The sequence below is a fragment of the Curtobacterium sp. Csp2 genome (genome assembly GCF_013347165.1).
On sequence record NZ_CP054593.1, the window covers coordinates 2,734,428 to 2,758,968 of the forward strand.

At 72.0% G+C, this 24,541-nt stretch carries 19 protein-coding genes; 11 read left to right on the top strand and 8 right to left on the bottom strand.

Going from position 1 to position 24,541, the window contains the following annotated elements:
- Window positions 1–316: 316 nt before the first annotated feature.
- Together HUN59_RS13230 and HUN59_RS13235 are read left to right on the top strand one after the other, a co-directional pair.
- Window positions 317–919: a vitamin K epoxide reductase family protein gene (locus HUN59_RS13230; RefSeq protein WP_254629879.1), complete on the top strand. Its 603-nt coding sequence runs from the start codon at window positions 317–319 to the stop codon at window positions 917–919.
- Between the two features lie 338 nt (window positions 920–1,257).
- Complete coding sequence (locus HUN59_RS13235; RefSeq protein ID WP_167510028.1) at window positions 1,258–1,407, top strand: hypothetical protein; 150 nt, start codon at window positions 1,258–1,260, stop codon at window positions 1,405–1,407.
- A 92-nt stretch (window positions 1,408–1,499) separates the two neighbouring features.
- Here HUN59_RS13235 and HUN59_RS13240 read toward each other — a convergent pair whose 3' ends face one another.
- Genes HUN59_RS13240 through ileS form a run of 5 tightly spaced genes read right to left on the bottom strand, consistent with a single transcriptional unit; the run spans window position 1,500 to window position 7,981 of the window.
- The gene (locus tag HUN59_RS13240) at window positions 1,500–2,348 is read right to left on the bottom strand and encodes a DsbA family protein (protein ID WP_174778606.1); all 849 of its coding nucleotides are present in this window, start codon (window positions 2,346–2,348) and stop codon (window positions 1,500–1,502) included.
- A 28-nt stretch (window positions 2,349–2,376) separates the two neighbouring features.
- Complete coding sequence (gene ndk, locus HUN59_RS13245) at window positions 2,377–2,796, bottom strand: nucleoside-diphosphate kinase (protein ID WP_174778607.1); 420 nt, start codon at window positions 2,794–2,796, stop codon at window positions 2,377–2,379.
- Between the two features lie 36 nt (window positions 2,797–2,832).
- On the bottom strand, window positions 2,833–3,249 hold the full coding sequence (locus HUN59_RS13250) for a DUF4233 domain-containing protein (protein ID WP_083519912.1): 417 nt from the start codon (window positions 3,247–3,249) through the stop codon (window positions 2,833–2,835).
- On the bottom strand, window positions 3,249–4,730 hold the full coding sequence (locus tag HUN59_RS13255; protein ID WP_174778608.1) for a bifunctional folylpolyglutamate synthase/dihydrofolate synthase: 1,482 nt from the start codon (window positions 4,728–4,730) through the stop codon (window positions 3,249–3,251). Before HUN59_RS13255 ends, HUN59_RS13250 begins: the two co-directional genes overlap by 1 nt.
- Window positions 4,727–7,981 carry an isoleucine--tRNA ligase gene (ileS, locus tag HUN59_RS13260; protein WP_174778609.1) on the bottom strand — a complete coding sequence of 1,085 codons (3,255 nt, stop codon included), beginning with the start codon at window positions 7,979–7,981 and terminating at the stop codon, window positions 4,727–4,729. Before ileS ends, HUN59_RS13255 begins: the two co-directional genes overlap by 4 nt.
- 240 nt (window positions 7,982–8,221) lie before the next feature.
- Here ileS and HUN59_RS13265 point away from each other — a divergent pair, with 240 nt between their 5' ends.
- Window positions 8,222–9,256 (top strand): cation diffusion facilitator family transporter, encoded by a 1,035-nt coding sequence (locus HUN59_RS13265; RefSeq protein ID WP_174778610.1) that lies wholly within the window; start codon window positions 8,222–8,224, stop codon window positions 9,254–9,256.
- Between the two features lies 1 nt (window position 9,257).
- Here HUN59_RS13265 and HUN59_RS13270 read toward each other — a convergent pair whose 3' ends face one another.
- Complete coding sequence (locus HUN59_RS13270) at window positions 9,258–10,733, bottom strand: phospholipid carrier-dependent glycosyltransferase (RefSeq protein ID WP_174778611.1); 1,476 nt, start codon at window positions 10,731–10,733, stop codon at window positions 9,258–9,260.
- 125 nt (window positions 10,734–10,858) lie between these two features.
- Window positions 10,859–11,458: a TetR/AcrR family transcriptional regulator gene (locus HUN59_RS13275; RefSeq protein ID WP_058742996.1), complete on the bottom strand. Its 600-nt coding sequence runs from the start codon at window positions 11,456–11,458 to the stop codon at window positions 10,859–10,861.
- A 31-nt stretch (window positions 11,459–11,489) separates the two neighbouring features.
- On the opposite strand from HUN59_RS13275, the gene HUN59_RS13280 reads away from it, so the two are divergent.
- From HUN59_RS13280 to HUN59_RS13295, 4 genes are read left to right on the top strand one after another with little or no spacing between them, the layout of a single operon-like run.
- Window positions 11,490–13,157 (top strand): ABC transporter substrate-binding protein, encoded by a 1,668-nt coding sequence (locus tag HUN59_RS13280; RefSeq protein ID WP_174778612.1) that lies wholly within the window; start codon window positions 11,490–11,492, stop codon window positions 13,155–13,157.
- A 23-nt stretch (window positions 13,158–13,180) separates the two neighbouring features.
- Window positions 13,181–14,209, top strand: coding sequence for an ABC transporter permease (locus HUN59_RS13285; protein WP_254629880.1), 1,029 nt, complete (start codon window positions 13,181–13,183; stop codon window positions 14,207–14,209).
- Window positions 14,206–15,096, top strand: a complete 891-nt coding sequence (locus HUN59_RS13290) for an ABC transporter permease (protein ID WP_254629881.1) — start codon at window positions 14,206–14,208, stop codon at window positions 15,094–15,096. Before HUN59_RS13285 ends, HUN59_RS13290 begins: the two co-directional genes overlap by 4 nt.
- An 11-nt stretch (window positions 15,097–15,107) precedes the next feature.
- Window positions 15,108–16,712 carry an ATP-binding cassette domain-containing protein gene (locus tag HUN59_RS13295; protein ID WP_254629882.1) on the top strand — a complete coding sequence of 535 codons (1,605 nt, stop codon included), beginning with the start codon at window positions 15,108–15,110 and terminating at the stop codon, window positions 16,710–16,712.
- Window positions 16,713–16,898: 186 nt separating this feature from the next.
- Here HUN59_RS13295 and proP read toward each other — a convergent pair whose 3' ends face one another.
- Complete coding sequence (gene proP, locus HUN59_RS13300; protein ID WP_254629883.1) at window positions 16,899–18,476, bottom strand: glycine betaine/L-proline transporter ProP; 1,578 nt, start codon at window positions 18,474–18,476, stop codon at window positions 16,899–16,901.
- Between the two features lie 310 nt (window positions 18,477–18,786).
- On the opposite strand from proP, the gene valS reads away from it, so the two are divergent.
- The 4 genes from valS to HUN59_RS13320 all read left to right on the top strand — a co-directional run bounded on the left by valS (window position 18,787) and on the right by HUN59_RS13320 (window position 24,531).
- Window positions 18,787–21,408 (top strand): valine--tRNA ligase, encoded by a 2,622-nt coding sequence (valS, locus tag HUN59_RS13305; protein WP_254629884.1) that lies wholly within the window; start codon window positions 18,787–18,789, stop codon window positions 21,406–21,408.
- 97 nt (window positions 21,409–21,505) lie between these two features.
- A complete protein-coding gene (locus HUN59_RS13310) occupies window positions 21,506–21,757 on the top strand; it encodes a hypothetical protein (RefSeq protein ID WP_174778613.1) in 252 nt (83 codons plus the stop codon).
- Window positions 21,758–21,831: 74 nt separating this feature from the next.
- Window positions 21,832–22,494: a TetR/AcrR family transcriptional regulator gene (locus HUN59_RS13315; protein ID WP_174778614.1), complete on the top strand. Its 663-nt coding sequence runs from the start codon at window positions 21,832–21,834 to the stop codon at window positions 22,492–22,494.
- Window positions 22,495–22,503: 9 nt separating this feature from the next.
- Window positions 22,504–24,531 (top strand): M3 family metallopeptidase, encoded by a 2,028-nt coding sequence (locus HUN59_RS13320; protein WP_174778615.1) that lies wholly within the window; start codon window positions 22,504–22,506, stop codon window positions 24,529–24,531.
- The last annotated feature ends 10 nt before the right edge of the window (window positions 24,532–24,541 follow it).

The window sequence follows — 24,541 nt, forward strand, 5'->3', positions numbered from 1 at the left end:
CGGGAACTCTGTCCGCGACCGCTGTGGCCGCGGGAACTCTTCGGTTGTGACGGGTGGCGTCCACGCCCCCGTCGTCGTGCTCTCGTGACCGGTGTGCGCCGTCTTCAGGTGGTCCGCGACCGATCCGTGTCGGGCACCCGGCCCGTGCGGCTCGGCGTCGGAGTGACGCACGTCCGACCACGGTGCGCTCTCACCGCACCTGATCGTCCGGGCTGGGCCCGGAAAGCTCTGCTCGCCGCGCAGCGGACCGCGCGACCTCGTCATTGTCGCACGCCCTGCCAGGGAAGGGCCGGAACCGGCATGCGAAGATGACGCCGTGAGCACGAGCGCAACCACGCCCCGCCGCCCGATCGCCATGGGGATCTTCCTGCTGGTGACCGGTCTGGTCGGTCTCTACGCGTCCTTCTCCCTGGTCCTCGACGAGTTCGCGAAGTACGAGAACCCGACGAAGGCACTCAGCTGTGACGTCAGCCCGTTCGTCAGCTGCTCCCAGGTCATGACGAGCTGGCAGGGTCACCTCCTCGGCTTCCCGAACCCCTTGCTCGGCGTCATGGGCTTCGTGGCCCCGGTGGCCGTCGGAGTGATGCTCCTCGCCGGTGCGCAGAACGGTCGTCGGTGGTTCTGGGTCGCGTTCAACACCGGCGTCTTCCTCGCCTGGGTCTTCGTGACGTGGCTGTTCACCCAGACCGTGTGGGTGATCGGCTACCTCTGCCCATGGTGCCTGCTGGTCTGGTCGATGACCATCCCGATGTTCTGGGTGTTCACGATCTGGAACGCGGCGCAGGGGCGCTTCGGCGCCGGGCTCCAGCGGGTCGGTCGGACGCTGCTGCCCTACTCGTGGGCGTTCGTGCTGGCGAACTACGCCGTGATCGTCGTGTCGATCCTGATCATGTTCCCGCGCGTGCTCGCCACTCTCTGAGTCCTCAGGGCGGACCACCCTCGGCCGCTTCCGACCACGACTCCCACAACCTCGCCGCCGGTTCCAGTTGTGGCGTGCAACTACGACGCGCTACGGTCGCCCTGCGGCGTCCGTGCAAGAGGCCGAAGGGGGCTCGGGGACGCCCGATGGAGGGAAACACGATGATGAAGAAGATGCGCGCACGACGGATCCTGACCGCCGCGTTGATCGGATGTGCGCTCGTGGGGGGCTCCGTTGCGATGGCTGCCCCGGCGTCGGCTGCCGCGAAGGGGTGCCAGAACGCAGCGTGGACGCCGCTGGATGGCTACGCGAGCGCGACGTGCTGGAACATGACGAGCATGAAGTTCACCGCACACTGCGATGGGTGGGTCGGCTTCCCGTCCTGGACGAAGTCCAGCCCGGCGATCGCTGTCGGGACCGGGAAGAGCGTCATCTACAAGTTCCCGAAGTGCCTGTCGACGGGTTGGATCAAGGCGGGACCGGCGTGATCTCGATCGCGTGAACGTGGTCGGACCAGTGTGAGGGCAGGGCCCCGTTCCCGAGGGAACGGGGCCCTTCTGGCTGCTCAGGCAGCCACTGGCTACTTCGCTGCGGACTCGATCGCGGTCATGACGTCGGTCAGGTTGTCGAGGCGCTTGCCGTCCACCACGATGGTCGGCGTGCCGAAGCCCTGGGCACCTTGCAGGGAGGTGTCCGCAAGCACGACGTTCGTGGTCTTCGTGACCCAGCCCTTGAAGGACTCGTCGGCGACGCACGACGCCACCTGGGAGGAGGTCGCTCCGCCGGCCTTGACGAGGTCCTCGATCTCGGCGTTCGTCAGGCCCTTCGTGCCCTCCTCCGGCTGCTTGTCGAAGAACTGCGTCTGCACGTCCAGGAACTTGTCCGGCTCGTAGTTCGCGACGCACATCGCGGCGTTCGCGGCACGGCTGGCGTACCGGGAGCCGGCGTAACTGTGGTCGAGGATCGACACGGGGTGGATCGCGAGCGTGACCTCGCCGGACTTCACCTTGTCCAGGATCTGGTCGGCGTAGGCGCCCTCGAATTGCTTGCAGATCGGGCAGGCCCAGTCGACGTACTCGGTGACCTGCACGGAGCCGTCGACGCCCTTGGTCGGCACGGCGGACTCGGTCCCCGAGGCGCTGACGGCCTTCGAGGTCACCGGGGTGACCTCGCCGTTCTGCCCGGTGAACTGGATCGCACCGGTCGCCATGTTCTTCGGGCCGGCGGCCGAGGTGGTCCCGCCGCTGTTCACGTTCACCACGACGATCGCGATGATCGCCGCGACGGCCACGATGCCCAGGCCGATGCCGCCCTGCAGGAACCACTTCTTCCGGCGCTTGCGGCGCTTCTCGGCCTCGGCGCGCTCCCGGGCGACCTCGCGGGCGTGCTGCCGGCGTTCGTTCTTGGTCGGTCGGTCGTTGTTCGTCATCGCTTCGATGTCCTGTCGGGCCGGAGGATCAGGCGAACCAGAGGGCGAGCTCGCGCGCGGCGGACTCGGGCGAGTCGGAGCCGTGCACCAGGTTCTGCTGGACCTTCAGGCCCCAGTCGCGGCCGAGGTCGCCACGGATGGTGCCGGGAGCGGCGGTCGTCGGGTCGGTGGTGCCGGCGAGCGAGCGGAAGCCCTGGATCACCGCGTTGCCGCCGACGCGCACGGCGACGACCGGCCCGGACTGCATGAACTCGACGAGGGGCTCGAAGAACGGCTTGCCCTGGTGCTCCTCGTAGTGGGCCTCGAGCAGGTCGCGCGGCGCGGTCAGCATCTTCAGGTCGACGATCTCGTAGCCCTTGGCCTCGATGCGCCGGAGGATCTCTCCGGTGAGCTGGCGGGCGACGCCGTCGGGCTTGACGAGGACGAGGGTCTCTTCGAGGTCGGACACGCAGTTGCTCCTAGTGTTCGGTCGCGGGGGTGCTGGTCACTCCTCGCCGAGAGCGGCGCGCCGCGCGGCGTTCTGCCGGTCGAGCTGACCGCCCTTGACGAAGCAGAACACCCACAGCGCCAGGAACACCACGCCCACCGCGTACATGAACGGTTCGATCAGCCCGGTGGCGAGGATGGCCGCCTGCAGCAGCCACCCGAACCATACACCGGCCGACTTGCCCGTCAGGCGTGAGGCAGCTGCGAGGACGATCATCGCCGCGATGCCCCCGCCGAAGGCCGCGAGGGGCGGCAGGGTGCCCTTGCCGTACACGACGAGCATCGGGAAGAAGAACATGATCGCCTCGAGCACGAGGGTGATCGAGAGCAGGCTCTCCTGCGCCCCGCGTTCGCGACGCGGCTTCCGCACCCGGGGCGGTCGACCCGGCCTGGAGGCGCGTGGTGCGTCCGTCATCACCGCTCACCTTCTGCGTGCACCAGGTCCATGACCCGGCCCACCATGACGATCGAACCGGCGACGAGCACGAGCGCGTCCTCGGCGTCCGCCTCGTCCGCGAGGTCTCGGGCCTCGTGCAGGGCCTGTTCGAGCGAGGGCTCGACGACGACGCGGTCCTCACCGACCTCGGCCACGACGATCCGGGCGAAGGCGTCCGCGTCGAGCGCCCGGTCCCCCGGCGGCTGCGTGACGACGAACGTCTGCACGGTGTCCCGGAGCGCGCGGACGAACCCGCGGGCGTCCTTGTCGCCGAGGATGCCCACGACGCCGACGACGTGTCCCGACGGGAACGCCACGGGCAGCGCCTCGGCCAGGGCGCGGGCACCGTGCGGGTTGTGCGCGGCGTCCACGACGACCGTGGGGTCCTGCGCGATCGGCTGGAGTCGGCCGGGGCTCGTCGCGGCGGCCAGGCCCTCGGACAGCACGTCCTCGTCGAGCGCCTGCGACCCGCGGCCGAGGAACTGCTCGACCGCGGCGATCGCGAGCGCCGCGTTGTGCGCCTGGTGCTGGCCGAACATCGGGACGAACAGGTCGTCGTAGCGCCCGGCGACGCCCTGCACGGTGACGAGCTGCCCGCCCACCGCCGGGGTGTCGGACACGACGGAGAACCCGGTGCCCTCGACCGCGAGCGTCGACTCGGTGAGCTCGGCCGCCCGCTCGAGCTCCGCGAGCGCCTCGGGGGTCTGCGCACTCGACACGACGGCGGAGGACGGCTTGATGATGCCCGACTTGGTGCGGGCGATCTCGGCGACGGTGTTGCCGAGCTGCTTCGCGTGGTCGATCGCGATCGGGGCGAAGACCGCGACCTGGCTCTGCACGACGTTGGTGGAGTCCCACTCGCCGCCCATGCCGACCTCGATCACGGCGACGTCCACCGGCGCCTCGGCGAAGCACGCCAGGGCGAGGACGGTGAGCGCCTCGAAGAAGGTCAGCGGGAGCTCGCCCTTCGCGGTGAGCTCGGCGTCGGTCATCTCGAGGATCGGGACGATGTCGTCCCAGTTCTCGACGAAGCGGGCCGCCGCGATCGGTTCGCCGTCGACGACGATGCGCTCCCGGATCGACACCAGGTGCGGGCTCGTCATGAGCCCGGTGCGCAGCCCGTGGGCGCGGACGATGCTCTCTGCCATCCGCGCGGTCGAGGTCTTGCCGTTCGTGCCCGTGACGTGGATCACCGGGTACGCCAGGTGCGGGTCGCCGAGGAGCTCGACGGCGCGGCGGGTCGCGTGCAGCCGCCGTTCGGGTGCCTGCTCGCCGACCCGGGCCAGGAGCGCGGCCTCGACACGGCGGACCTCGTCGTCGTCCCCGCCGTAGGGCAGGGCGTCGGCCGGGGAGATGTCGCTCGCCGGTCCGACCGGGATCTCCACGCCGTCGGCACCGTCGTGGTCGACGCCGTCGTGGTCGTCGTACCGGTCGTCGTCGTACTGGTTGCCGTCGCTCATGCGCGTGCCACCTCCACGGACACCGTCGCTGCGTCGCCGACGGCCGAGCCCGCACCGGGCGCGAACGTCGTCGGGGTCACGGTCACGCTCGTCGACAGGGTCTCCGCCGCGATGAGCTGCTCGTGCGTGCGGACCGCCGCCTCGGCCTCGGTGGAGACCCGGAGCGTCAGGGCGATCCGGTCGCTGACGTCGAGGTCGGCGTCGCGACGGGCCTGCTGCACGGCCCGGACGACGTCGCGCGCCAGGCCCTCGGCCTCGAGCTCGGGGGTCGTCACGGTGTCGAGCACCACGAAGCCGCCGCCGTCGAGGAACGCCACCGCCACGGAGTCGTCCGCGACCGTGAGGTCGAGCGTGTACTCGCCCTCGACGAGGTCGACGCCGCCGACGGTGACGCCGGTCTCGGTCGCGGCCCAGTCGCCCTTCTTGGCGGCCGGGATCACCTGCTGGACCTGCTTGCCGATGCGCGGACCGGCGGCCCGGGCGTTCACGGTGAGCTTCCGCTCGATGCCGTACCGGCCGAGCGAGGACTCCTCCTGCTCCTCGAGCACGACCCGCTTGACGTTGAGCTCGTCGCGGAGGATGTCCGCGAACGGCTCGACGGCGGCGGGGTCCGGCACGACGAGGGTCAGGGTGGCGAGGGGCAGACGGACGCGCTTGCCGGTGGCCTTGCGGAGCGCGAGGCCCTTCGAGGCGACGTCGCGGACGCGGTCCATGGCGGCGACGAGGGCGTCGTCCGCGGGGAACTCGCCGGCGTCCGGGAAGTCCGTCAGGTGGACGCTGCGTCCGCCGGTCAGGCCCTTCCAGATCTCCTCCGTCACGAGCGGCGCGAGCGGTGCGGCGACGCGGGTCAGCGTCTCGAGCACGGTGTACAGCGTGTCGAACGCGGCGCGGGCCTCGGGCGACGAGTCCGCCCCGAGCCAGAACTTGTCGCGCGAGCGCCGGACGTACCAGTTCGTCAGCACGTCGGCGAAGTCCCGGACGGCCTGGGCAGCGAGTGGGGTGTCGAGCGCGTCGAGGTGCGTCGTGACGTCCTCGACGAGCACGCGGGTCTTCGCGAGCAGGTACCGGTCGAGCACGTCGGTGCTCGCCGTGCTGCGCGAGGCCTGGTACCCCGTCTCCCCCGACGCGTTCGCGTACAGCGTGAAGAAGTAGTAGGTCGACCAGAGGGGCAGCAGGAACTCGCGGACGCCCTGCCGGATGCCCTCCTCGGTCACGACGAGGTTGCCGCCGCGGATGACCGACGACGACATGAGGAACCAGCGCATCGCGTCGGCGCCGTCGCGGTCGAAGACCTCCGACACGTCCGGGTAGTTCCGGAGCGACTTCGACATCTTCTGCCCGTCCGAGCCGAGCACGATGCCGTGGCTGATGACGTTGCGGAAGGCCGGGCGGTCGAACAGCGCGGTGGACAGCGCGTGCATGACGTAGAACCAGCCGCGGGTCTGCCCGATGTACTCGACGATGAAGTCCGCGGGGCTGTGCGCGTCGAACCACTCGCGGTTCTCGAACGGGTAGTGCACCTGGGCGTACGGCATCGAGCCGGAGTCGAACCACACGTCGAAGACGTCGGTGATGCGGCGCATGGTCGACCGCCCGGTCGGGTCGTCGGGGTTCGGCCGGGTGAGCTCGTCGATGAACGGACGGTGCAGGTCGACCTCGCCGTCGGCGTTCGTCGGCAGCCGGCCGAAGTCGCGCTCGAGTTCCTCGAGCGAGCCGTAGACGTCCTGCCGCGGGTACGCCGGGTCGTCGGACACCCACACCGGGATCGGCGTGCCGAAGTAGCGGTTGCGGGAGACCGACCAGTCGATCGCGTTCCCGACCCACTTGCCGAACTGGCCGTCCTTGACGTTGTCCGGCACCCAGTTGATGTCCTGGTTCAGCTCGCCCATGCGATCACGGAACGCCGTGACCCGGACGAACCACGACGAGACCGCCTTGTAGATGAGCGGCTTCCGGCAGCGCCAGCAGTGCGGGTAGCTGTGCTCGTACGACGCCTGGCGGAGCAGGCGCCCCATCTCGCGCACAGCCTTCGTCAGCGGCTTGTTCGCGTCGGACCAGAGCATGCCGGCGACCTCGCCGAACTGGGCGGTGAACAGGCCGCCCTCGTCGAGGGAGAGCACGACGGGGATGCCCGCGGCCGCGCAGACCTCCTGGTCGTCGGCGCCGTACGCGGGGGCCTGGTGCACGATGCCCGTGCCCTCGCCCGTCTCGACGTACTCGGCGACGAGGATGCGCCAGGCGTGCTCGTAGCCCTCCTGGTCGGCCAGGTGGTCGAACAGCCGCTCGTACTCGACGCCGTCGAGCTCCGCGCCGACGACCGTGCGCAGCACGGCGGCGAGCGCGTCCTCGGCGCTCGCGTAGCCGAGGTCCTTCGCGTGCGCGGCCACGGTGTCGGACGCGAGCAGGTACCGGGCGGAACCGGCGGGACCGCCGTCAGCCGCGCCTCCAGGCCCTGCCGGCACGACCGCGTAGGCGATCTCGGGTCCGACCGCGAGCGCCGCGTTCGTCGGCAGCGTCCAGGGGGTCGTCGTCCAGGCGAGCGCGCGGACTCCGTCGAGTCCGAGCTCCGTCGCGCGGGTCCCGCGCAGCGGGAACGCGACGGTGACCGACTGGTCCTGGCGCATCTGGTAGACGTCGTCGTCCATGCGGAGCTCGTGGTTGGACAGCGGCGTCTGGTCGTTCCAGCAGTACGGCAGGACGCGGAAGCCCTCGTACGCGAGGCCCTTGTCCCAGAGCTGCTTCCACGCCCACAGGACGCTCTCCATGAAGGTCACGTCGAGGGTCTTGTAGTCGTCCTCGAAGTCGACCCAGCGCGCCTGGCGGGTGACGTACTGCTGCCACTCGTCGGTGTACTGCAGCACGGACTTCTTGGCGGCGGCGTTGAAGACGTCGACGCCCATCGCGTCGATCTCGTGCTTCTCGGTGATGCCGAGCTGGCGCATCGCCTCGAGCTCGGCGGGCAGGCCGTGCGTGTCCCAGCCGAAGCGGCGGTGGACCTGCTTGCCGCGCATGGTCTGGTAGCGCGGGAAGACGTCCTTCGCGTACCCGGTCAGCAGGTGGCCGTAGTGCGGCAGGCCGTTGGCGAAGGGCGGGCCGTCGTAGAACGTCCACTCGGTGCACCCGTCGCGCTGGTCGATCGAGGCCTGGAAGGTGTCGTCGCCCTTCCAGAACGCGAGGATCCCCTGCTCGACGGCGGGGAATGCCGGCGACGGGTCGACGCCGTCTGCGGGGACGTTGAGGGGGTAGGCCACGAGCTGCTCCTGTGGGTTCGGTTCGTCTCCACGAGGACGGAGCGCGCTCCGCGGTACCACCTCGCTTGCCGGCCGCTGCTCGCGCTGCGACCGACCGCTCGTTCGCCGGATGGGACGCGGTCCGGTCCGCCCGGTTCTACTGACGGCGGTGGTGCTGCCGCGTTCTGCCGGAGGCTCCCCGGTGATGGCCGGTTCGACGCCTGTGGGGCCGAGTCTACAAGACCGGAGCATGCTGGAGCGATGCCCTCGTCTGAGAAGCAGGACCGTCCCGAGTCCCTGCTCACCGTCGTCATCGCCTTCGCCGCGAACCTGCTCGTCGCGATCGCCAAGACCGTCGCCTCCCTGTTGTCCGGCTCCGCGTCGATGACCGCCGAGGCCGCGCACTCGTGGGCGGACACGGGCAACGAGGTGTTCCTGCTCGTCGCCGAGCGGCGCGGGGCGAAGCCGCGGGACACCCGCCACCCGCTCGGCTACGGCCGCGAGACCTACATCTGGTCGATGTTCGCCGCGTTCGGGCTGTTCACCGCCGGCGCCGTCGTGTCGATCTGGCACGGCATCACGCAGCTCAGCGAGACCGGTCCGGCCGAGGACCTCCTGCTCAACTACCTCGTGCTCGCCGTCGCCTTCGTCCTCGAGGGCACGAGCTTCGTGCAGGCGTTCCGGCAGGCCCACGGCGCCGCGACCAAGCGCCGCGTCCCCGTCCTGCGGCACGTCCTGCAGTCGTCGAACCCCACGCTCCGCGCCGTCTTCGCCGAGGACGCCGCCGCCCTGATCGGCCTCGTCATCGCCTTCCTGGGCGTGTTCCTGCACCAGGTCACGGGCCTGGCGGTCTTCGACGCGATCGGCTCCATCGCGGTCGGCGTGCTGCTCGGCGTCGTCGCGATCGTGCTCATCGAACGCAACCGCCGGTTCCTGCTCGGCGAGGCCACCTCGCCGGAGCTCGAGGACGCCGTGCTCACGGAGCTGCTCCGCCGCGACGAGGTCGAGCGCGTCACGTACCTGCACCTCGAGTTCGTCGGACCGTCCCGGGTGTTCCTCGTCGCGGCCGTCGACCTCGAGGGCAACGAGGACGAGGAGCACGTCGCGGTCCGGCTGCGCCGCGTGGAGGCCTCACTCGAGACGAGTCAGTACATCGAGGAGGCGGTGCTCACGCTGAGCATCCCGGGTGACGCGTCGCTCCGGTCACGCGGGGACGGGCAGGTGCCCTCGACGGTGCGCGACGGCACGGTGGAGGACGTCGCGGCCGGGGGCGCGGGCACGTTGCGCACCGAGTGATTCACGGCACCAGTCGCACGGCGTCGCCCCGCGCCTCGACGGCACCGCTGCGGACGACCCACACGCGCAGCTGGTCGACGCGGAACGCGTCGAACGCGTGCGGGTGGTCCCGCAGCACGGCGGCCACCCCGGTCGTCATCGGGAAGCGCGGATCGGTGTCCTCGACGATCGCGACGAACCGCCCGTCGGTGCCCTGCATCCGCCCCTCGGCCCGGAACGCCGTGCTGTACGTCTGCCGGGCGGCACCGACGAACAGGATGGAACCGCCCCGGTAGCCGTGGTCGGCCAGCGCACCGCCGAGCACCGCGTACCCGGTCGCCCGGGCCTGGGAGACGGCGACGACGAGCTGCCCGACGGGGACGACCGCGACCGTGAGCACGAGCGCAACCGCCACCGCCGTCAGCGGCGGACGGAGCCGCGCGAGCCGGGTGCCGCCGACCGCGGCGAGCGCGACGACGAACGGCATCCACGCGTAGTAGTAGTGCGGCAGCGCGACGGCCGAGGTCGAGTAGAAGACGACGAGCACGCCGAGACAGAGCGCGAGGAACACGACGAGACGGTCCGGCCGGACCACGAGTGCTGCGAGCACACCGAGCCCGAGGACGACAGCGAGCGGCCACCCGATGCCCTGGACGGCCCAGAGCAGCCCGGTCCACCACGGCGCGACGAGGTAGTCCCGCCCGAGGACGGTCACCAGGTGCCCGGTCGTGTCGTGCGCCGTCTGGAAGCGCACCATGTAGCCGATCGCGTCGAGTCCGCCCACCGGCAGGTAGAGCAGCGCGGCGACGACCGTACCGACGCCGGCCGCGAGCACTCCACCGAGTGCGAGGTCCCGCCACCGGCGGAACAGCACGGGCAGCAGCAGGAGCGGCAGGACGAGGACCGCCGTCGACACCTTCGACGTCGCCGACAGCGCGAGCGCTGCCCCGGCGAGCGCCGCCCACCACCACCGGGACGACCGCCCGTCCGACGCGGCGACCATCCACTGCCACGCGGCGGCGACGGCGACCACGGCGAAGCAGGTCATCACGGGGTCGAGCAACGCGATCCGGTCGATGCGGGCCGGGACCCCGCTCGCCACGTCGTACCAGGTCGGCCCGTTCCCCCGCGGGGTCAGCCACCAGAGACCGGCCGCGGCGAGGGCACCCCAGTAGCCGACGGGACGCCGGAGCAGCAGGAAGAGCACAAGTCCGACGACCAGCCCGCCGACCGCGACGACCACCCGCGGCCCCAGCACCCCCTGACCGGTCATGAGCTGAGCGAGTCCGAACAGGTACTTCGCCGTCGGTGGGTGCTCGAGGTTCGCGGTCACCACACCGTGGACGTAGTCCCAGCCCGTGTTGACGTAGGTGATCTCGTCGGTGATCCGGGTCGTCCGGCCGATGCGGCGGAGTGCGACGTAGGCGCCGAGCAGGGCGACGATCGCGAAGGCCGCCGTCCGGACCACGAGCACGGGGACAGGACGACGCGAGGGCACTGGAGGATGATCCCACAGCGGGACGACGCGCCACTGCGGAGCGGCCGGGGCTCGGTGCGCGCCGAGCGACCGGGCTCAGTGCCCGCCCGAGCGACCGGGTTCAGTGCGCGTCGAGCGACCGGCGCTCAGTGCGCGTCGAGCCCCACCGCGACCGGTGTCAGGGCCGCCCCGACGTACTCGACGAGCGCCCGGCGCCCGACCCCGTCGGCCACCCAGACCCCGAACGCGGCTGCGGCCGCGCCGAGCATCGCCCCGGACACCGTCTGCGGCCACAGCGACATCGGGTGCTCCCCGGTCCGGGACCCGACGAACGCCGCGACCGCCCCGTGCTGCGCCATCACCCGGGCCGCCACGCTGGCGACGAGCTCGGACCCGATGTCCATCACCTCGGCCTGCGCGATCGCCCAGGGCACACGCTCCGGGTCGTGCGCACGGGCGGCCGCGAGCAGGGCCTCCTCGACGGCGCGGACCGGGCTCGCCTCGGTCGACGCGGCGAGGAACCGCGGGACGTCGGCCACCGCGGCGTCGAGCTCGAGCCAGAGCACGTCGGACTTCGCGGCGAAGTAGTTGAAGAACGTCGCACGACTGACCCCGGCTCGGGCGGCGATGTGGTCGACCGTCGTCCGCGCGTAGCCCTGCTCCAGGAACAGCTCCGCGGCGGCGTCGGCGAGCACCTCGGCGCTCGACCGTCGGGGGCGGCCACCGCGCCTGGTCGTCTCGTCCATGCGCACAGTAAACCGCTAGACTCGACCAGCCATGATCTTGGACCGAGTACAGAAAACAGCCCGCGCGCGCCGAGCCAGCTCCCGTCGCACCGTCCTCCGGAGCACCACGACCGCCGTCGCGGGGGCCGCAGCGGTCCTGCTGGCGCTGACCGCCTGCACGGGCGGCGGCGCCCCGACGTCGAACAGCACGCCGGTGTCCGGCGGCACCCTGACCTACGCGTCCGGGGACGCCGAGCCGACCTGCCTCGAACCGCACGTCGGCGGGAACTACCCGCAGGCGCTGCTGTCGACGCAGTACATCGAGGAGCTGACCGCGCTCGACGACGGCAAGCCGGTCCCCGCGCTGGCGGAGTCCTGGACGACGAGCGACGACGGGAAGACCCTGACCTTCCGGCTCCGGGACGACGTGCGGTTCTCGGACGGCACGGCGTTCGACGCGGCGGCGGTCGTCGCGAACATCGAGCACGTGCAGGACCCGGCGACGGCGTCGAGCACGGGCTACCTCGCGCTGCAGTCGATCACGAAGGCCACCGCGACGGACGACCACACCGTCACGCTCACCCTGAGCCGCCCGGACAGCGCCCTGCTCGAGTCCTTCTCGCAGCCGTGGGTGGGCATGGAGTCCCCGAAGGCCCTGCAGCGCCCGCAAGCCGAGAACTGCGAGTCACCCGTCGGCACCGGCCCCTTCACGATCACCGGCTGGAAGCACGGCGACCGGGTCACTCTCGCGAAGAACGACGACTACTGGGGCAGCACGAAGCCGCGGCTCGACGGCATCACCTGGCGCTTCCTGCCCGACTCGACCTCGCGGTACGCGGCGCTGCAGTCCGGTCAGGTGGACGTCATCGACAACGCGCAGCCCGACCAGCTGAAGGCCGCCTCGGCGAAGGGCGCGATCCGCGACCTCGACGCCCCGCGGCCCGGCGCCTCGAACCGTCTCGAGCTCAACTCCGGCCACGGCGTCTTCCGCGACGAGGCGGTCCGCAAGGCCTTCATCGCCGGTGCGGAGATCGACCCCGGGCTGCAGAGCCTGTTCCTCGGGACCGCGAAGCGCTCGTACTCGGTGCTGTCGAGCGTCGAACCGTTCGGGTACTCCGACCCGAGCCTGTTCCGGTACTCCCCCACGAAGGCGAAGCAGCTGCTCGACGAGGCCGGCTGGAAGGTCGGCAGCGACGGCGTGCGAGAGAAGGACGGGCAGCGCCTGACCGTCACCTTCCCTGTGTCGACGAACCAGTCGGTGCCCGCCGAGCGCAGCCTGTTCCAGCAGGTCCAGGCGTCGGAGAAGGCCGTCGGGTTCGACGTCCGCCTGCAGGAGCTCGACCTGTCGAGTTGGTACGCCGCCCTGGCGAAGAACGAGTACGACGTCGTCAGCGCCCCGTACACGAAGGTCGGCGCGGACGTCCTGCGCATCCTGTACGACAGCGCGAGCATCGAACCGGCACCGTCCGGCTACTTCGCGAACCTCGCCCAGCTCGACGACCCGCAGGTCGACCGGCTCCTGCAGCAGGCCGCGCAGACCGCCGACACGGCCGAACGCGGGAACCTCTACGAGCAGGCGCAGCGGCTGATCCTGGCGAGCGGCACGGTGCTCCCCCTGTACGACCAGCAGAACCACTTCCTGTACCGCTCGTCGGTCCACGGCATCCGCACGACGGCCGTCTCGACGCCGTGGTTCGGCACGGCGTGGATCGACCGCTGACGCGGTCACCGGACGGGAGGCCCGTGGTGCGTCGTGCGCGCGGCGGCCTGCCCGTCGGCTGGTCCGGCTGGGCGCTGTGGGGAATCCGTCGCGTCGTCGGCGGGATCGGCGTGCTCTGGGCGGTCGCCACGGTCGTGTTCGTCGCGATCCGGCTCATCCCGGGTGACCCGGCGCTCGCGATCCTCGGCGGGCCCGGGTCGCAGGCCTCCGCCGAGGCGGTCGCGCAGGTCCGCAGCGAGTACGGGCTCGACCGACCCGTGCTCGTGCAGTACGCGGTGTTCCTCGGCCGGCTCGCGACGGGCGACCTCGGCGACTCGTACGCGTTCCGGACACCCGTGGCGACGCTCCTCGGGCAGCAGCTCCCCGTGACGCTGACGCTCGCGGTGACGGGGCTGGTCGTCGCGTGGGTCCTCGCGGTCGTCGCCGCGTGGTGGTCGACGCAGCGGGGCCGGGTGGCCGCGGCGCTGACCGGGGCGATCACGGTCACGGCGAGCGTCGTGCCGCACTTCTGGCTCGGCAGCGTGCTCATCGTGGTGTTCGCGAGCGGCCTCGGCTGGGTCCCCGCCGTGTCCGACGGCAGCGTGGCGGGCTGGGTGCTCCCGGTCCTGACGGTGGCGGTGCCGGTCGCCGGCTACCTGGCCGAGACGGTCCGGGACGGCGTGGTGGACGCCCAGCGGTCGGCGTTCGCGCTCGCCGCGCTGGGTCGCGGCGAGTCCCGCCTCGGGCTGTTCGGCCGTCACCTGCTCCGGCACGCCGCACTCCCCGGCATCGCGCTGTCCGCGTGGGCCTTCGGCTCGCTCGTGTCCGGCGCGGTCGTCGTCGAGTCGGTCTTCGCGCTGCCCGGGATCGGCCGCGCCCTGGTCGCGGCGGTGACGCAGCGCGACATGCCCCTCGTCGTCGGCATCGCGATGGTGTCCGCCGTGGCGTACGTGGTCGTGCTCGCGGCGGCCGACCTCGTCGAGCGGGCCGTCGACCCCCGCGGTCGCGACGGCGCAGCGCGCAGCGGTGCCCGGCGACGGGTCGGGACGGGCCACGGGGCGGTGGCGCGGTGAGCGGCATCGTCGACCCGCGCCTCCCGGCCGGTGGTGCCGTGGAGCGCCCCGGCGACCGTGCCCGCCGGTCCGAGCGGTCCCGTGGGGGGACGCTCGGGCCGGTCGGCACCGTCGCCGCGGCGGTCGTCGTGCTCGCGGTCCTCGCGGCGGCGTTCCCCGCGCTGCTCGGCGGCGGGGACCCGCTCGCCGTGCACCCGACCGACGCGCTGCAGGCGCCGTCGTGGGCGCACCCATTCGGCACCGACGAGTCCGGGCGCGACGTGCTCGGGCGCGTCGTCGCGGGCACCCGGGCGTCGCTCCTGGTCGGTGTGCTCGCGACCCTCGTCGGCGGGGTCGCCGGCGTCGTCCTCGGCACGGTCGCCGGGCTCGGTGGCCGGCTCGTCGACGCGGTCATCGGACGGATCACCGAGGTGGCGTTCGCGCTGCCCCTGCTGCTCGTCGCCCTCGTGGTCATCGCGGTGACCGGACCGGGTCCGGTGCCCGCGACCCTCGCGGTCGGGGCGGCGACCGCGCCGGGCTACGCACGGATCGTCCGCGGACTCGTCCGCACGGCCCGGCGCTCGCAGGTCGTCGAGACGGCCGTGCTGCAGGGCCGCTCCCCCGGCGTCGTGCTGGTGCGGCACGTCCTGCCCGCCGCGCTGTGGCCCGTGGTCGCGGTGGCGACCCTCGGCGTCGGGCAGGCCGTCGTGTGGGCGTCGGCCCTGAGCTACCTCGGTGTCGGGACCCCGCCGCCGGCCCCGGAGTGGGGCGCGATGCTCGCCGACGGTCGCACCTACCTGCTCACGGCACCGTGGACGAGCACCTTCCCCGGGCTGGCGATCGTCGTGCTCGCGACCGCCGTGACCGTGCTCGGCCGTGCCGTCCGACGGAGCGGGGCGCCGCGGTGAGCGGGCCCGGCGTGGACGAGCTCGGCGCGAGCGTGCTCGACGTGCGCGGCCTGACCGTCCGGGCGGGTGACGCGGTGCTCGTGCACGACGTCGCGTTCACGGTGGCGCGCGGGGAGTGCGTCGCGCTCGTCGGGGCCTCCGGTTCGGGCAAGACCGTCACCGCGCGGGCGGTGCTCGGGCTCTCGGCGGCCGGGACCTCGGTGGACGCCGAGGTACTCAGGCTGGCCGGACAAGACGTCCGGGGGTTGTCGGAGCGGCAGTGGCGGCGACTCCGCGGTGACACGGTCGGCTACGTCGGGCAAGAGGCCCTGGGCGCCCTCGACCCGCTCCGCCCGGTCGGCCGCGAGGTCGGCGACGCCCTGCGGCTGCACACCCGGATGACCGCCGCCGAGCGGGTCGACGCCGTCCGGGCAGCACTCGCGGCGGTCGACCTCGACCCGGACCTGGCGCACGACGGCCGGCTCGCGGGCACGCTCTCGGGCGGGATGCGGCAGCGTGCCCTGATCGCCGCGGCCACGGTCGGCGCTCCGGACCTCGTGGTCGCGGACGAGCCGACGACGGCCCTCGACGCGGCCGTCGCCGTCACCGTGATGGAGCAGCTGCGAGCCGCGCAGCGCCGCGGGGCCGGGCTGCTCGTCATCACGCACGACCTCGGGCTCGTCGCGGGGTGGGCGGACCGGGTCGTCGTCGTGGACGACGGCACGGTGGTCGAGCAGGGTCCGACCTCGGCGGTGTTCGCCGCACCGGACCACCCCGCGACGCAGGCACTGGTGCGCGCGGCCCGGGCCGACCGGTCCCGCGACGGCGCCAGCGACGATGCTGGTGACGGGCCCTCGGCGACGGGCGGCCCGGCGATCCTCGCGGGGCGCGGCCTCTCCCGGTCCTTCGCGGGCGTTCCCGCGGTGCAGGACGTCTCGTTGTCCGTGCGGCCGAGGCGCGTCCTCGGCGTGATCGGGGCCTCCGGATCCGGCAAGACCACGGTCGCGCGGATGCTGCTCGGCCTCGAGGAACCGGACGCGGGCACGGTCACGCTCGACGGCGCGCCGTGGGTGCCGCTGCCCGAGCGCGACCGTCGGGCACGCCGGCACCGCGTGGCCGCCGTCGTGCAGGACCCCGGTGCCACCTTCGACGAGCGGTGGACGGTGGACCGGGTGCTCGCGGACGCGCTGTCCGACGGCCGCGAGCGCCGCGCGCGCGGGGCACTGGGCGGACGTGTCGACGAGGCGCTGCGGCAGGTCGGACTCGACCCCGCGCTGCGCCCACGGTCGCCGCGGACGCTCTCAGGCGGGCAGCGGCAGCGGCTCGCGATCGCCCGGGCGCTGGCGACCGCGCCCGAGGTGGTGGTGCTCGACGAGCCCGTCACCGCCCTCGACGCGACCGTGCAGGACGCGGTGCTGACGCTCCTCGAGCGGCTCCGGGACGAGACCGGGGTCGCGATGGTCTTCGTGTCGCACGACCTGCGGGCCGTCCGGCGGACGGCGGACGAGGTGCTCGTCGTGCACGGCGGCCGGGTCGTCGAGCACGGTCCGGCCGCGCGGGTGTGGGCCGCGCCGGAGCACCCGGAGACCGCGCGCCTGCTGGCCGCGGCCGCGCGGCTGGCCGCCGGCCCGGCCTGAGCGCGCACCGGACCGCTCTGGTCTGCGCCGAGTCTCGTGCTCGGCGACGGGTCCCGGGCCTCCCGGCCCGGGACTCGTCGCCCTGCCCGAGACTCGGATCCGGGGCGCGCGCACGACGCGACCACACGCAGGAGGCGCGGTGCGGGACGTACCCGCACCGCGCCTCCAGGCCGGTGGACGTGACGCCTACGCGCCCGTCGTCTCCTTGTCCTGCCCCGGCTTCGGGGCGTCACCCGAGATGATCGGGATCTCGCTCGTCGAGAAGTCCTTCGCCCAGTCGGACTGCGCGAGCTCCGAGGTCGGGTCGTTGTAGTCCTTGATGACGTCGGCGATCTCGTCCTCGTGCGCGACCGTCGGGCCCGAGCCCATCAGCGGGGTCGCGGCGGTCTCCTTGGTGAAGTACACCGCGACGAGGCCGATCACGGCCGCGGCCATCAGGTAGAAGGCCGGGATGTCCTCGGCCCACGACAGGCCCGCGTCCTTCGCACCGGCGATGAGCGCCTGCGTCGCGAGCGGGGTGGTGCCGCCGAACAGCGAGACGGACACGTTGAACGCGATCGCCAGGGCGCCGTAGCGGATGATCGTCGGGAACAGCGCAGGGAGCGTCGACGGCATGGTCGAGGTGAAGGTCACCAGGACCAGGCCGAGGAGCAGCAGACCCGTGAAGACGCCGACACCGGTGCCGGTCTGGACCAGTTTGAGCGCCGGCCAGGACAGCACGAGGAAGCCGATGCAGCCCGCGGCGAGGACCGGACGACGACCGAACTTGTCGGAGAGCCGACCGCCGAACGTGATGACGACCATCATCAGGATCATCACGATGACGATCAGGATCAGGCCGAACGTCGCGTTCTGGCCGAGGTTCGTCTCGAGGTAGGTCGGCATGTACGACAGCAGCATGTAGTCGGTCACGTTGAAGACGAGCACGAGGCCGATGCACACGATGAGCGAGCGCCAGTTCTCGGCGAACAGCTTGAGGAACGGCGTCTTCTGCGACTCGCGCTCGGCGGCCTGCTCCTGCTGCTTCTGGAAGGCCGGGGTCTCCTCGAGCTTCAGGCGCAGGTAGAGCCCGATCAGGCCGAGCGGGCCGGCGACGATGAACGGGATGCGCCACCCCCAGCTGAGGAGCGCGTCCTCGGGCATGGCGTACTGCAGGACGGTGACGATCGACGCACCGAGGACGTAGCCGGCCAGCGTGCCGAACTCCAGCCACGAGCCCATGAACCCGCGGCGCTTGTCCGGCGAGTACTCGGCGATGAAGGTCGCGGCGCCGCCGTACTCACCACCGGTCGAGAAGCCCTGCACGAAGCGCGCGACGAGCAGCAGGACCGGGGCCCAGAAGCCGATCGTCGAGTACGACGGGATGAGGCCGATCATGAGCGTGCCGGCGGCCATCAGGATCATCGTCAGCGCGAGGACCTTCTGCCGGCCGATCTTGTCACCGATCGGGCCGAACACCGCGCCACCGATCGGGCGGACGATGAACGCCGCGGCGAAGAAGCCGAACGTCGCGACGAGGTTCGAGGTGGGGTCGCCCTCGGGCAGGAAGACCTTCGAGATCGTGACCGTGAGGTACGCGAAGATGCCGAAGTCGAACCACTCCATCGCGTTGCCGAGTGCGGCGGCGGCGACCGCGCGCTTGAGCAGTGACTCCTCGACGACGGTGACGTCGTCCTCGGTCAGCTTGCGTCGCGCGCGCTTCGCGGCGGCCTTCGTGCGCAGCGGGCGGTCGCCCTGCTGGTTCCGTGCTTCGTGCGGTGCCAAGTTCGTTCCTCCGGTAGTGCTGAGTCTTGCCTTCGGGCGTCCGGCGGAGAGCAACGGTGCGGTCCCGACGGAACCCACGTTCGCCGGACAAACTCCGACAGACTACCAGGCGCTCTCCAGCGTGTCCCGGCTCCTCCTGTGGTATGCGCAGTCAGGACCGACCGCCGCAGGTCCCACGGCCGGTGCCGACCGCCGCGGGTGCGCCGCCGCACGTGCTGGCGATACCATCGACTCGCCGCGCAGTGCGCGCGGATACTCAGGCACCTCACCACGGACTCGGTGCCGCACACATCGATCGAGAGGCCCCGCCATGTCGAAGCCCATGCCCGAGAAGCCCACCGTCGACGGACTCGAGCAGGTCTGGGGTCCGGTCTGGGAGCAGGACGGCACCTACCGGTTCGACCGCGACAGCGCGACCAAGGACGCGGTGTACTCGATCGACACCCCGCCGCCGACCGCCTCCGGTTCGCTGCACATCGGCCACGTGTTCTCGTACACGCACACCGACCTCAAGGCCCGGTACGAGCGGATGCGCGGCAAGCACGTCTTCTACCCGATGGGCTGGGACGACAACGGGCTGCCGACCGAGCGTCGCGTGCAGAACTACTACGGCGTCCGCTGCGACCCGCAGCTCCCCTACGACCCCGCGTTCGTCCCGCCGTTCGAGGGCGGCGACAACAAGTCGTCGAAGGCCGCCGACCAGCTGCCGATCTCGCGCCGCAACTTCATCGAGCTGTGCGAGCGGCTGACCGTCCAGGACGAGCAGCAGTTCGAGCACCTGTTCCGCACCCTGGGCCTGTCGGTCGACTGGACGCAGTCGTACCGGACGATCGACGACACGTCGCGTGCGAGCGCCCAGCGCGCCTTCCTCCGCAACCTCGAGCGCGGCGAGGCCTACCAGGCCGACGCCCCGACGCTCTGGGACGTCACCTTCCGCACCGCGGTCGCACAGGCCGAGCTCGAGGACAAGGAGATGCCCGGCGCGTACCACGGCCTGGCCTTCCACCGCACCGACGGCGGCGAGGACGTCGTCATCCAGACCACCCGCCCGGAGCTGCTCCCCGCGTGCGTCGCCCTCGTCGCACACCCGGACGACGAGCGCTTCCAGGACCTGTTCGGGAGGACCGTCCGCTCCCCCCTGTTCGACGTCGAGGTCCCGGTGCTCGCACACCACCTCGCGCAGCAGGACAAGGGCGCCGGCATCGCGATGGTCTGCACCTTCGGCGACACCACCGACGTCGTGTGGTGGCGCGAGCTGCAGCTGCCGAACCGCGCGATCATCGGCTTCGACGGTCGCGTCCGCTCCGACGAGCCGACCTGGATCGAGAGCGCCCGCGGCAAGGAGCTCTACGCCGAGATGGCCGGCAAGACGGTGTTCTCCGCCAAGAAGGTCCTCGTCGACGCCCTCACCGAGTCCGGTGAGCTGGTCGGCGACGTCAAGACCATCAACCACCCGGTGAAGTTCTTCGAGAAGGGCGACAAGCCGCTCGAGATCGTCTCCACCCGCCAGTGGTACATCGCGAACGGCGCGCGCGACGAGCAGCTCAAGAACACCCTCCGCCAGCGCGGCGAGGAGATCGCGTTCCACCCGGACTTCATGCGGGTCCGCTACGACAACTGGGTCGGCGGCCTGTCCGGTGACTGGCTCATCTCGCGCCAGCGCTTCTTCGGCGTGCCGCTGCCGGTCTGGTACCCGCTCGACGCGGACGGCAACCCGGTCTACGACCAGCCGATCGTGCCGACCGAGTCGCAGCTGCCGGTCGACCCCGCGTCTGAGCCGGCCCCCGGCTACGAGGAGTCGCAGCGCGGCGTCGCCGGCGGGTTCCAGGGCGAGCTCGACGTCATGGACACCTGGGCGACCTCGTCGCTGACCCCGCAGCTCGCCGGCAAGTGGGAGACCGACCCGGCGCTGTACGACCTGGTGTTCCCGTACGACGTCCGCCCCCAGGCGCAGGACATCATCCGCACGTGGCTGTTCACGACCGTGCTGCGCAGCCAGCTCGAGGCCGACGTCGCTCCGTGGAAGCACGCCAGCATCTCGGGCTTCATCGTCGACCCGGACCGCAAGAAGATGTCGAAGTCGAAGGGCAACGTCGTCACGCCGCTGTCGATCCTCGAGCAGCACGGCGCGGACGCGGTCCGGTACTGGGCGGCCTCGTCGAAGCTCGGCACGGACGCGGCGTTCGACCCGCAGAACCCGAAGCAGATCAAGGTCGGCCGTCGTCTGGCGATCAAGGTCCTCAACGCGGCGAAGTTCGTCTACGGCTTCCCCCTGCCCGAGGGTGCCACGAGCGTCACCGAGGCGCTCGACGTCGACATGCTCGCCGAGCTCGGCGCGGTCGTCGACCAGGCCACCGCGGCCTTCGACGGCTTCGACCACGCCCGTGCACTCGAGGTCACCGAGCGCTTCTTCTGGACCTTCTGCGACGACTACCTCGAGCTCGTGAAGGAGCGCGCGTACGGCACGGCGTCCGACGCGACGCACGAGACGCAGGCGAGCGCCGTCCTGGCGCTCCGCGCCGCGATCGACGCGCTGCTCCGGCTGCTCGCACCGTTCCTGCCGTTCGCGACGGAAGAGGTGTGGGCCTGGACCCACGAGACCAGCGTGCACCGAGCGCAGTGGCCCACGGCGAGCGGCCTGGCGGCCGCCGCGGGGCCGAGCGCGGCGAACCTGATCGCTCAGGGCCCGACGGGGCTGCTGGGTGCGGTCGGGCAGGCGCTCATCGGGATCCGCGGGGCGAAGACCGCCGCCAAGGCGTCCCAGAAGACGCCCGTGACGCGTGCCGTCATCGCGGCGCCGACCGAGCAGCGGGCGCTCATCGAGCGCGCGGCGGTCGACCTGGCGGCCGTCGGCCGCATCGAGAACCTGTCGTTCACCGACGGCGACGAGCTCGCCGTCACCGAGATCGAGCTCGCCGAACAGCAGGCGTAGCGTCGGCTCCCGGGGCCGGTCACGTCGTCGACGCGGCCGGCCCCGCGCCGGTCGCGTCGTGCCGATGCGGCCGGTCCACACCGGACTGGAGGCACGGATGCAGTTGGGCACACGCTGGAACGTGGGTGGGCAGCCACCCGAGCGACTCCCCGAGGCGATGGTCGTCGCCGTGCGCGGGGTCGAGGACGAGCTCGCCGCCGCGTCCGTCGACGCGTCGTCGTGGCGGTGGACGATGACGTTCCTCGAGGGCAGGCCGATCGTCGAGCTCGACGACGGCACGTCGATCCGGCTCGACCCCGCCGGCCACGCGCAGGTGACCGACCCGGACGACGCACCGGAAGAGGACTAGCCGCCGCGGCGTAGAGTGAGAACCGTCGTTCCCGACGCAAGGCCGGGACCGCTGGACCAGGGATCGGGACCGTCATGCCCACCACCGTCGACCCGGACACCCGGGACCGCATCGTCGACGTCGCCGACGAGCTCTTCTACGCCCGCGGGATCCAGTCGGTCGGGATGGACGAGATCCGCACCGGTGCCGGCGTCTCGCTGAAGAAGCTCTACGCGGCCTTCCCCGGCAAGGACCAGCTCGTCGTGGCGGTGCTCAGCGGTCGGCACGACCTCTGGGAGCGGGGCGTCCGCGGGGCCGTCGACGCCGCGACCACCCCGCGCGACAAGCTCCTCGCCGTCTACGACTTCCTCGAGGACTGGTTCGGCGACGCGTCCTTCCGCGGCTGCGGCTTCATCAACGCCTTCGGCGAAGTCGGTGCGACCTCCCCCGAGGTCGCCGAGATCGCCCGCGCGCACAAGGCGTCCTTCCAACGGTACGTCGCGGACCTCGCGGCGACCGTGGTCGCCGACCGGGACGCCGCCGAGACCCTCGCCGCGCAGCTCGCGCTCCTCGCCGAGGGCGCGCAGACGACCGCGGCGATCTCCGGCGAGACGACGCCGGCGGCAAACGCGCGGAGCGCGGCCGCCGTGCTGGTCGACGTGGCGACGGACGCCGGGCGCGTGGCGGCGGACGGGAGGCGCGTGGCGGCGCCGCCACGATCCTCCCGTCCGGCTGTGGACCGGACCGACGGTCCGTAGGGTGGGGCCATGGCCAACCCGTTCGACGCACCGAGCACCCTCCCCTACGCCCTCCCGCCGTTCGACGACGTCCGGCTCAAGCACTTCCGTCCGGCGTTCGACGCCGGCATCGCCGAGCAGCGCGCCGAGGTCGAGGCGATCGCCACCGACCCGGCGCCGCCGACGTTCGAGAACACCTTGGTGGCACTCGAGCGCTCCGGCCAGCTGCTGACCCGCGTCAGCCACGTGTTCTTCACGCTGTCATCCGCCGACTCGACGCCGGAGCTGCACGACCTCGAGGCCGAGGTCGCCCCGCTCCTCGCCGCGCACCGGGACGCGATCACGCTCGACTCCCGCCTGTACGCGCGGGTCGACGCGGTGCGGTCCGCACTCGGCGACCGCTCGGACCTGACCGACGAGGACCGTCGCCTGGTCGAGCGGGTGCACACGGAGATGACTCTCGCCGGCGCAGGGCTCGACGACGCCGGCAAGGAACGACTGACGGCGATCAACCAGGAGCTGTCGACGCTGACGACGACCTTCGAGCGCAACCTGCTCGAGGACACGAACGACCTCGCGGTGCACGTCACCGAGGAGCGCGAGCTCGACGGGCTCGACGACGGCGCGAAGTCGGCCGCCGCTGGCGCCGCGTCCGACCGCGGGCTGGACGGCTGGCTCGTGACGCTGCCGCTCTACACGGGCCACCCGTGGCTCGCGTCGCTGACCGACCGCGGGCTCCGCGAGCGGATCATGCGCGCGTCGCTCTCGCGCGGCCGCCGCGGCAACGAGCACGACAACCGCGACGTGCTGCTCCGCATCGTCCGGCTCCGCGCCGAGCGTGCCGAGCTGCTCGGGTTCCCGAACCACGCGGCGGTCGTCACGGCCGACGAGACCGCGCGGACGCCCGAGGCCGTCGAGGGGCTGCTGTCCTCGCTCGTGCCCGCCGCGGCGGCCAACGCCGAGGACGAGCGCGCCGTCCGCTCCCGCACCGTCGGCTTCGAGGTCGAGGCGTGGGACTGGGCGTACGCCACCGAGGTCCTGCGCGGCGAGCAGTTCGCCGCCGACAGCTCCGCGCTCCGCCCCTACCTGGAGGCCGACCGGGTCCTGCACGACGGGGTGTTCCACGCCGCCGGTGCCCTGTACGGCCTGACCTTCACCGAGCGCCCCGACCTGCACGGGTACAACGACGAGGTCCGCGTCTTCGAGGTGCGCTCCGAGGACGGCGCAGAGGTCGGCCTCTACCTGCTCGACCTCTACACGCGGGACGGCAAGCGCGGCGGCGCGTGGATGAACCCCGTCGTCGAGCAGTCGCACCTGCTCGGCACGCTCCCGGTCGTCGTGAACAACCTCAACGTGGCGAAGCCCGCACCGGGATCGCCGACGCTCCTGATCCAGGACGAGGTCGAGACGCTCTTCCACGAGTTCGGGCACGCGCTGCACGGGCTGATCGCCCGGACGACCTACCCGCGGTTCTCGGGGACGAACGTCGAGCGCGACTTCGTGGAGTTCCCCTCGCAGGTCAACGAGATGTGGGTGACCTGGCCGTCCGTGCTCGCGAACTACGCCAAGCACCACGAGACCGGGGAGCCGCTGCCGCCGGAACTCGTCCTCGGCCTGAGCGATTCGGCCGGCTTCAACGAGGGCTTCGGCACGACCGAGTACCTCGCCGCGGCACTGCTCGACCAGGCGTGGCACCGACTGTCGGCTGAGGAGGCCGCCGCGGTCACGTCCGTCGAGGACTTCGAGCGGGACGCCCTCGCGGCCGCCGGGATCGACGTCGCCGCCGTCCCGCCGCGGTACTCGTCGACGTACTTCGCGCACACGTTCTCGGGCGGGTACGACGCCGGGTACTACGGCTACATCTGGTCCGAGGTGCTCGACGCCGACACCGTGGAGTGGTTCCGCGAGCACGGCGGGCTCTCCCGGACAGCCGGGGAGCGCTTCGCGACGATGGTGCTCGGCGTCGGCGGGGCGCAGGACCCGCTCGAGGCCTACCGCGCGTTCCGGGGTCGCGACGCCGAGGTCGGGCCGCTGCTGCGCCGCCGCGGGCTGGCGTAGGGGGCGGGGG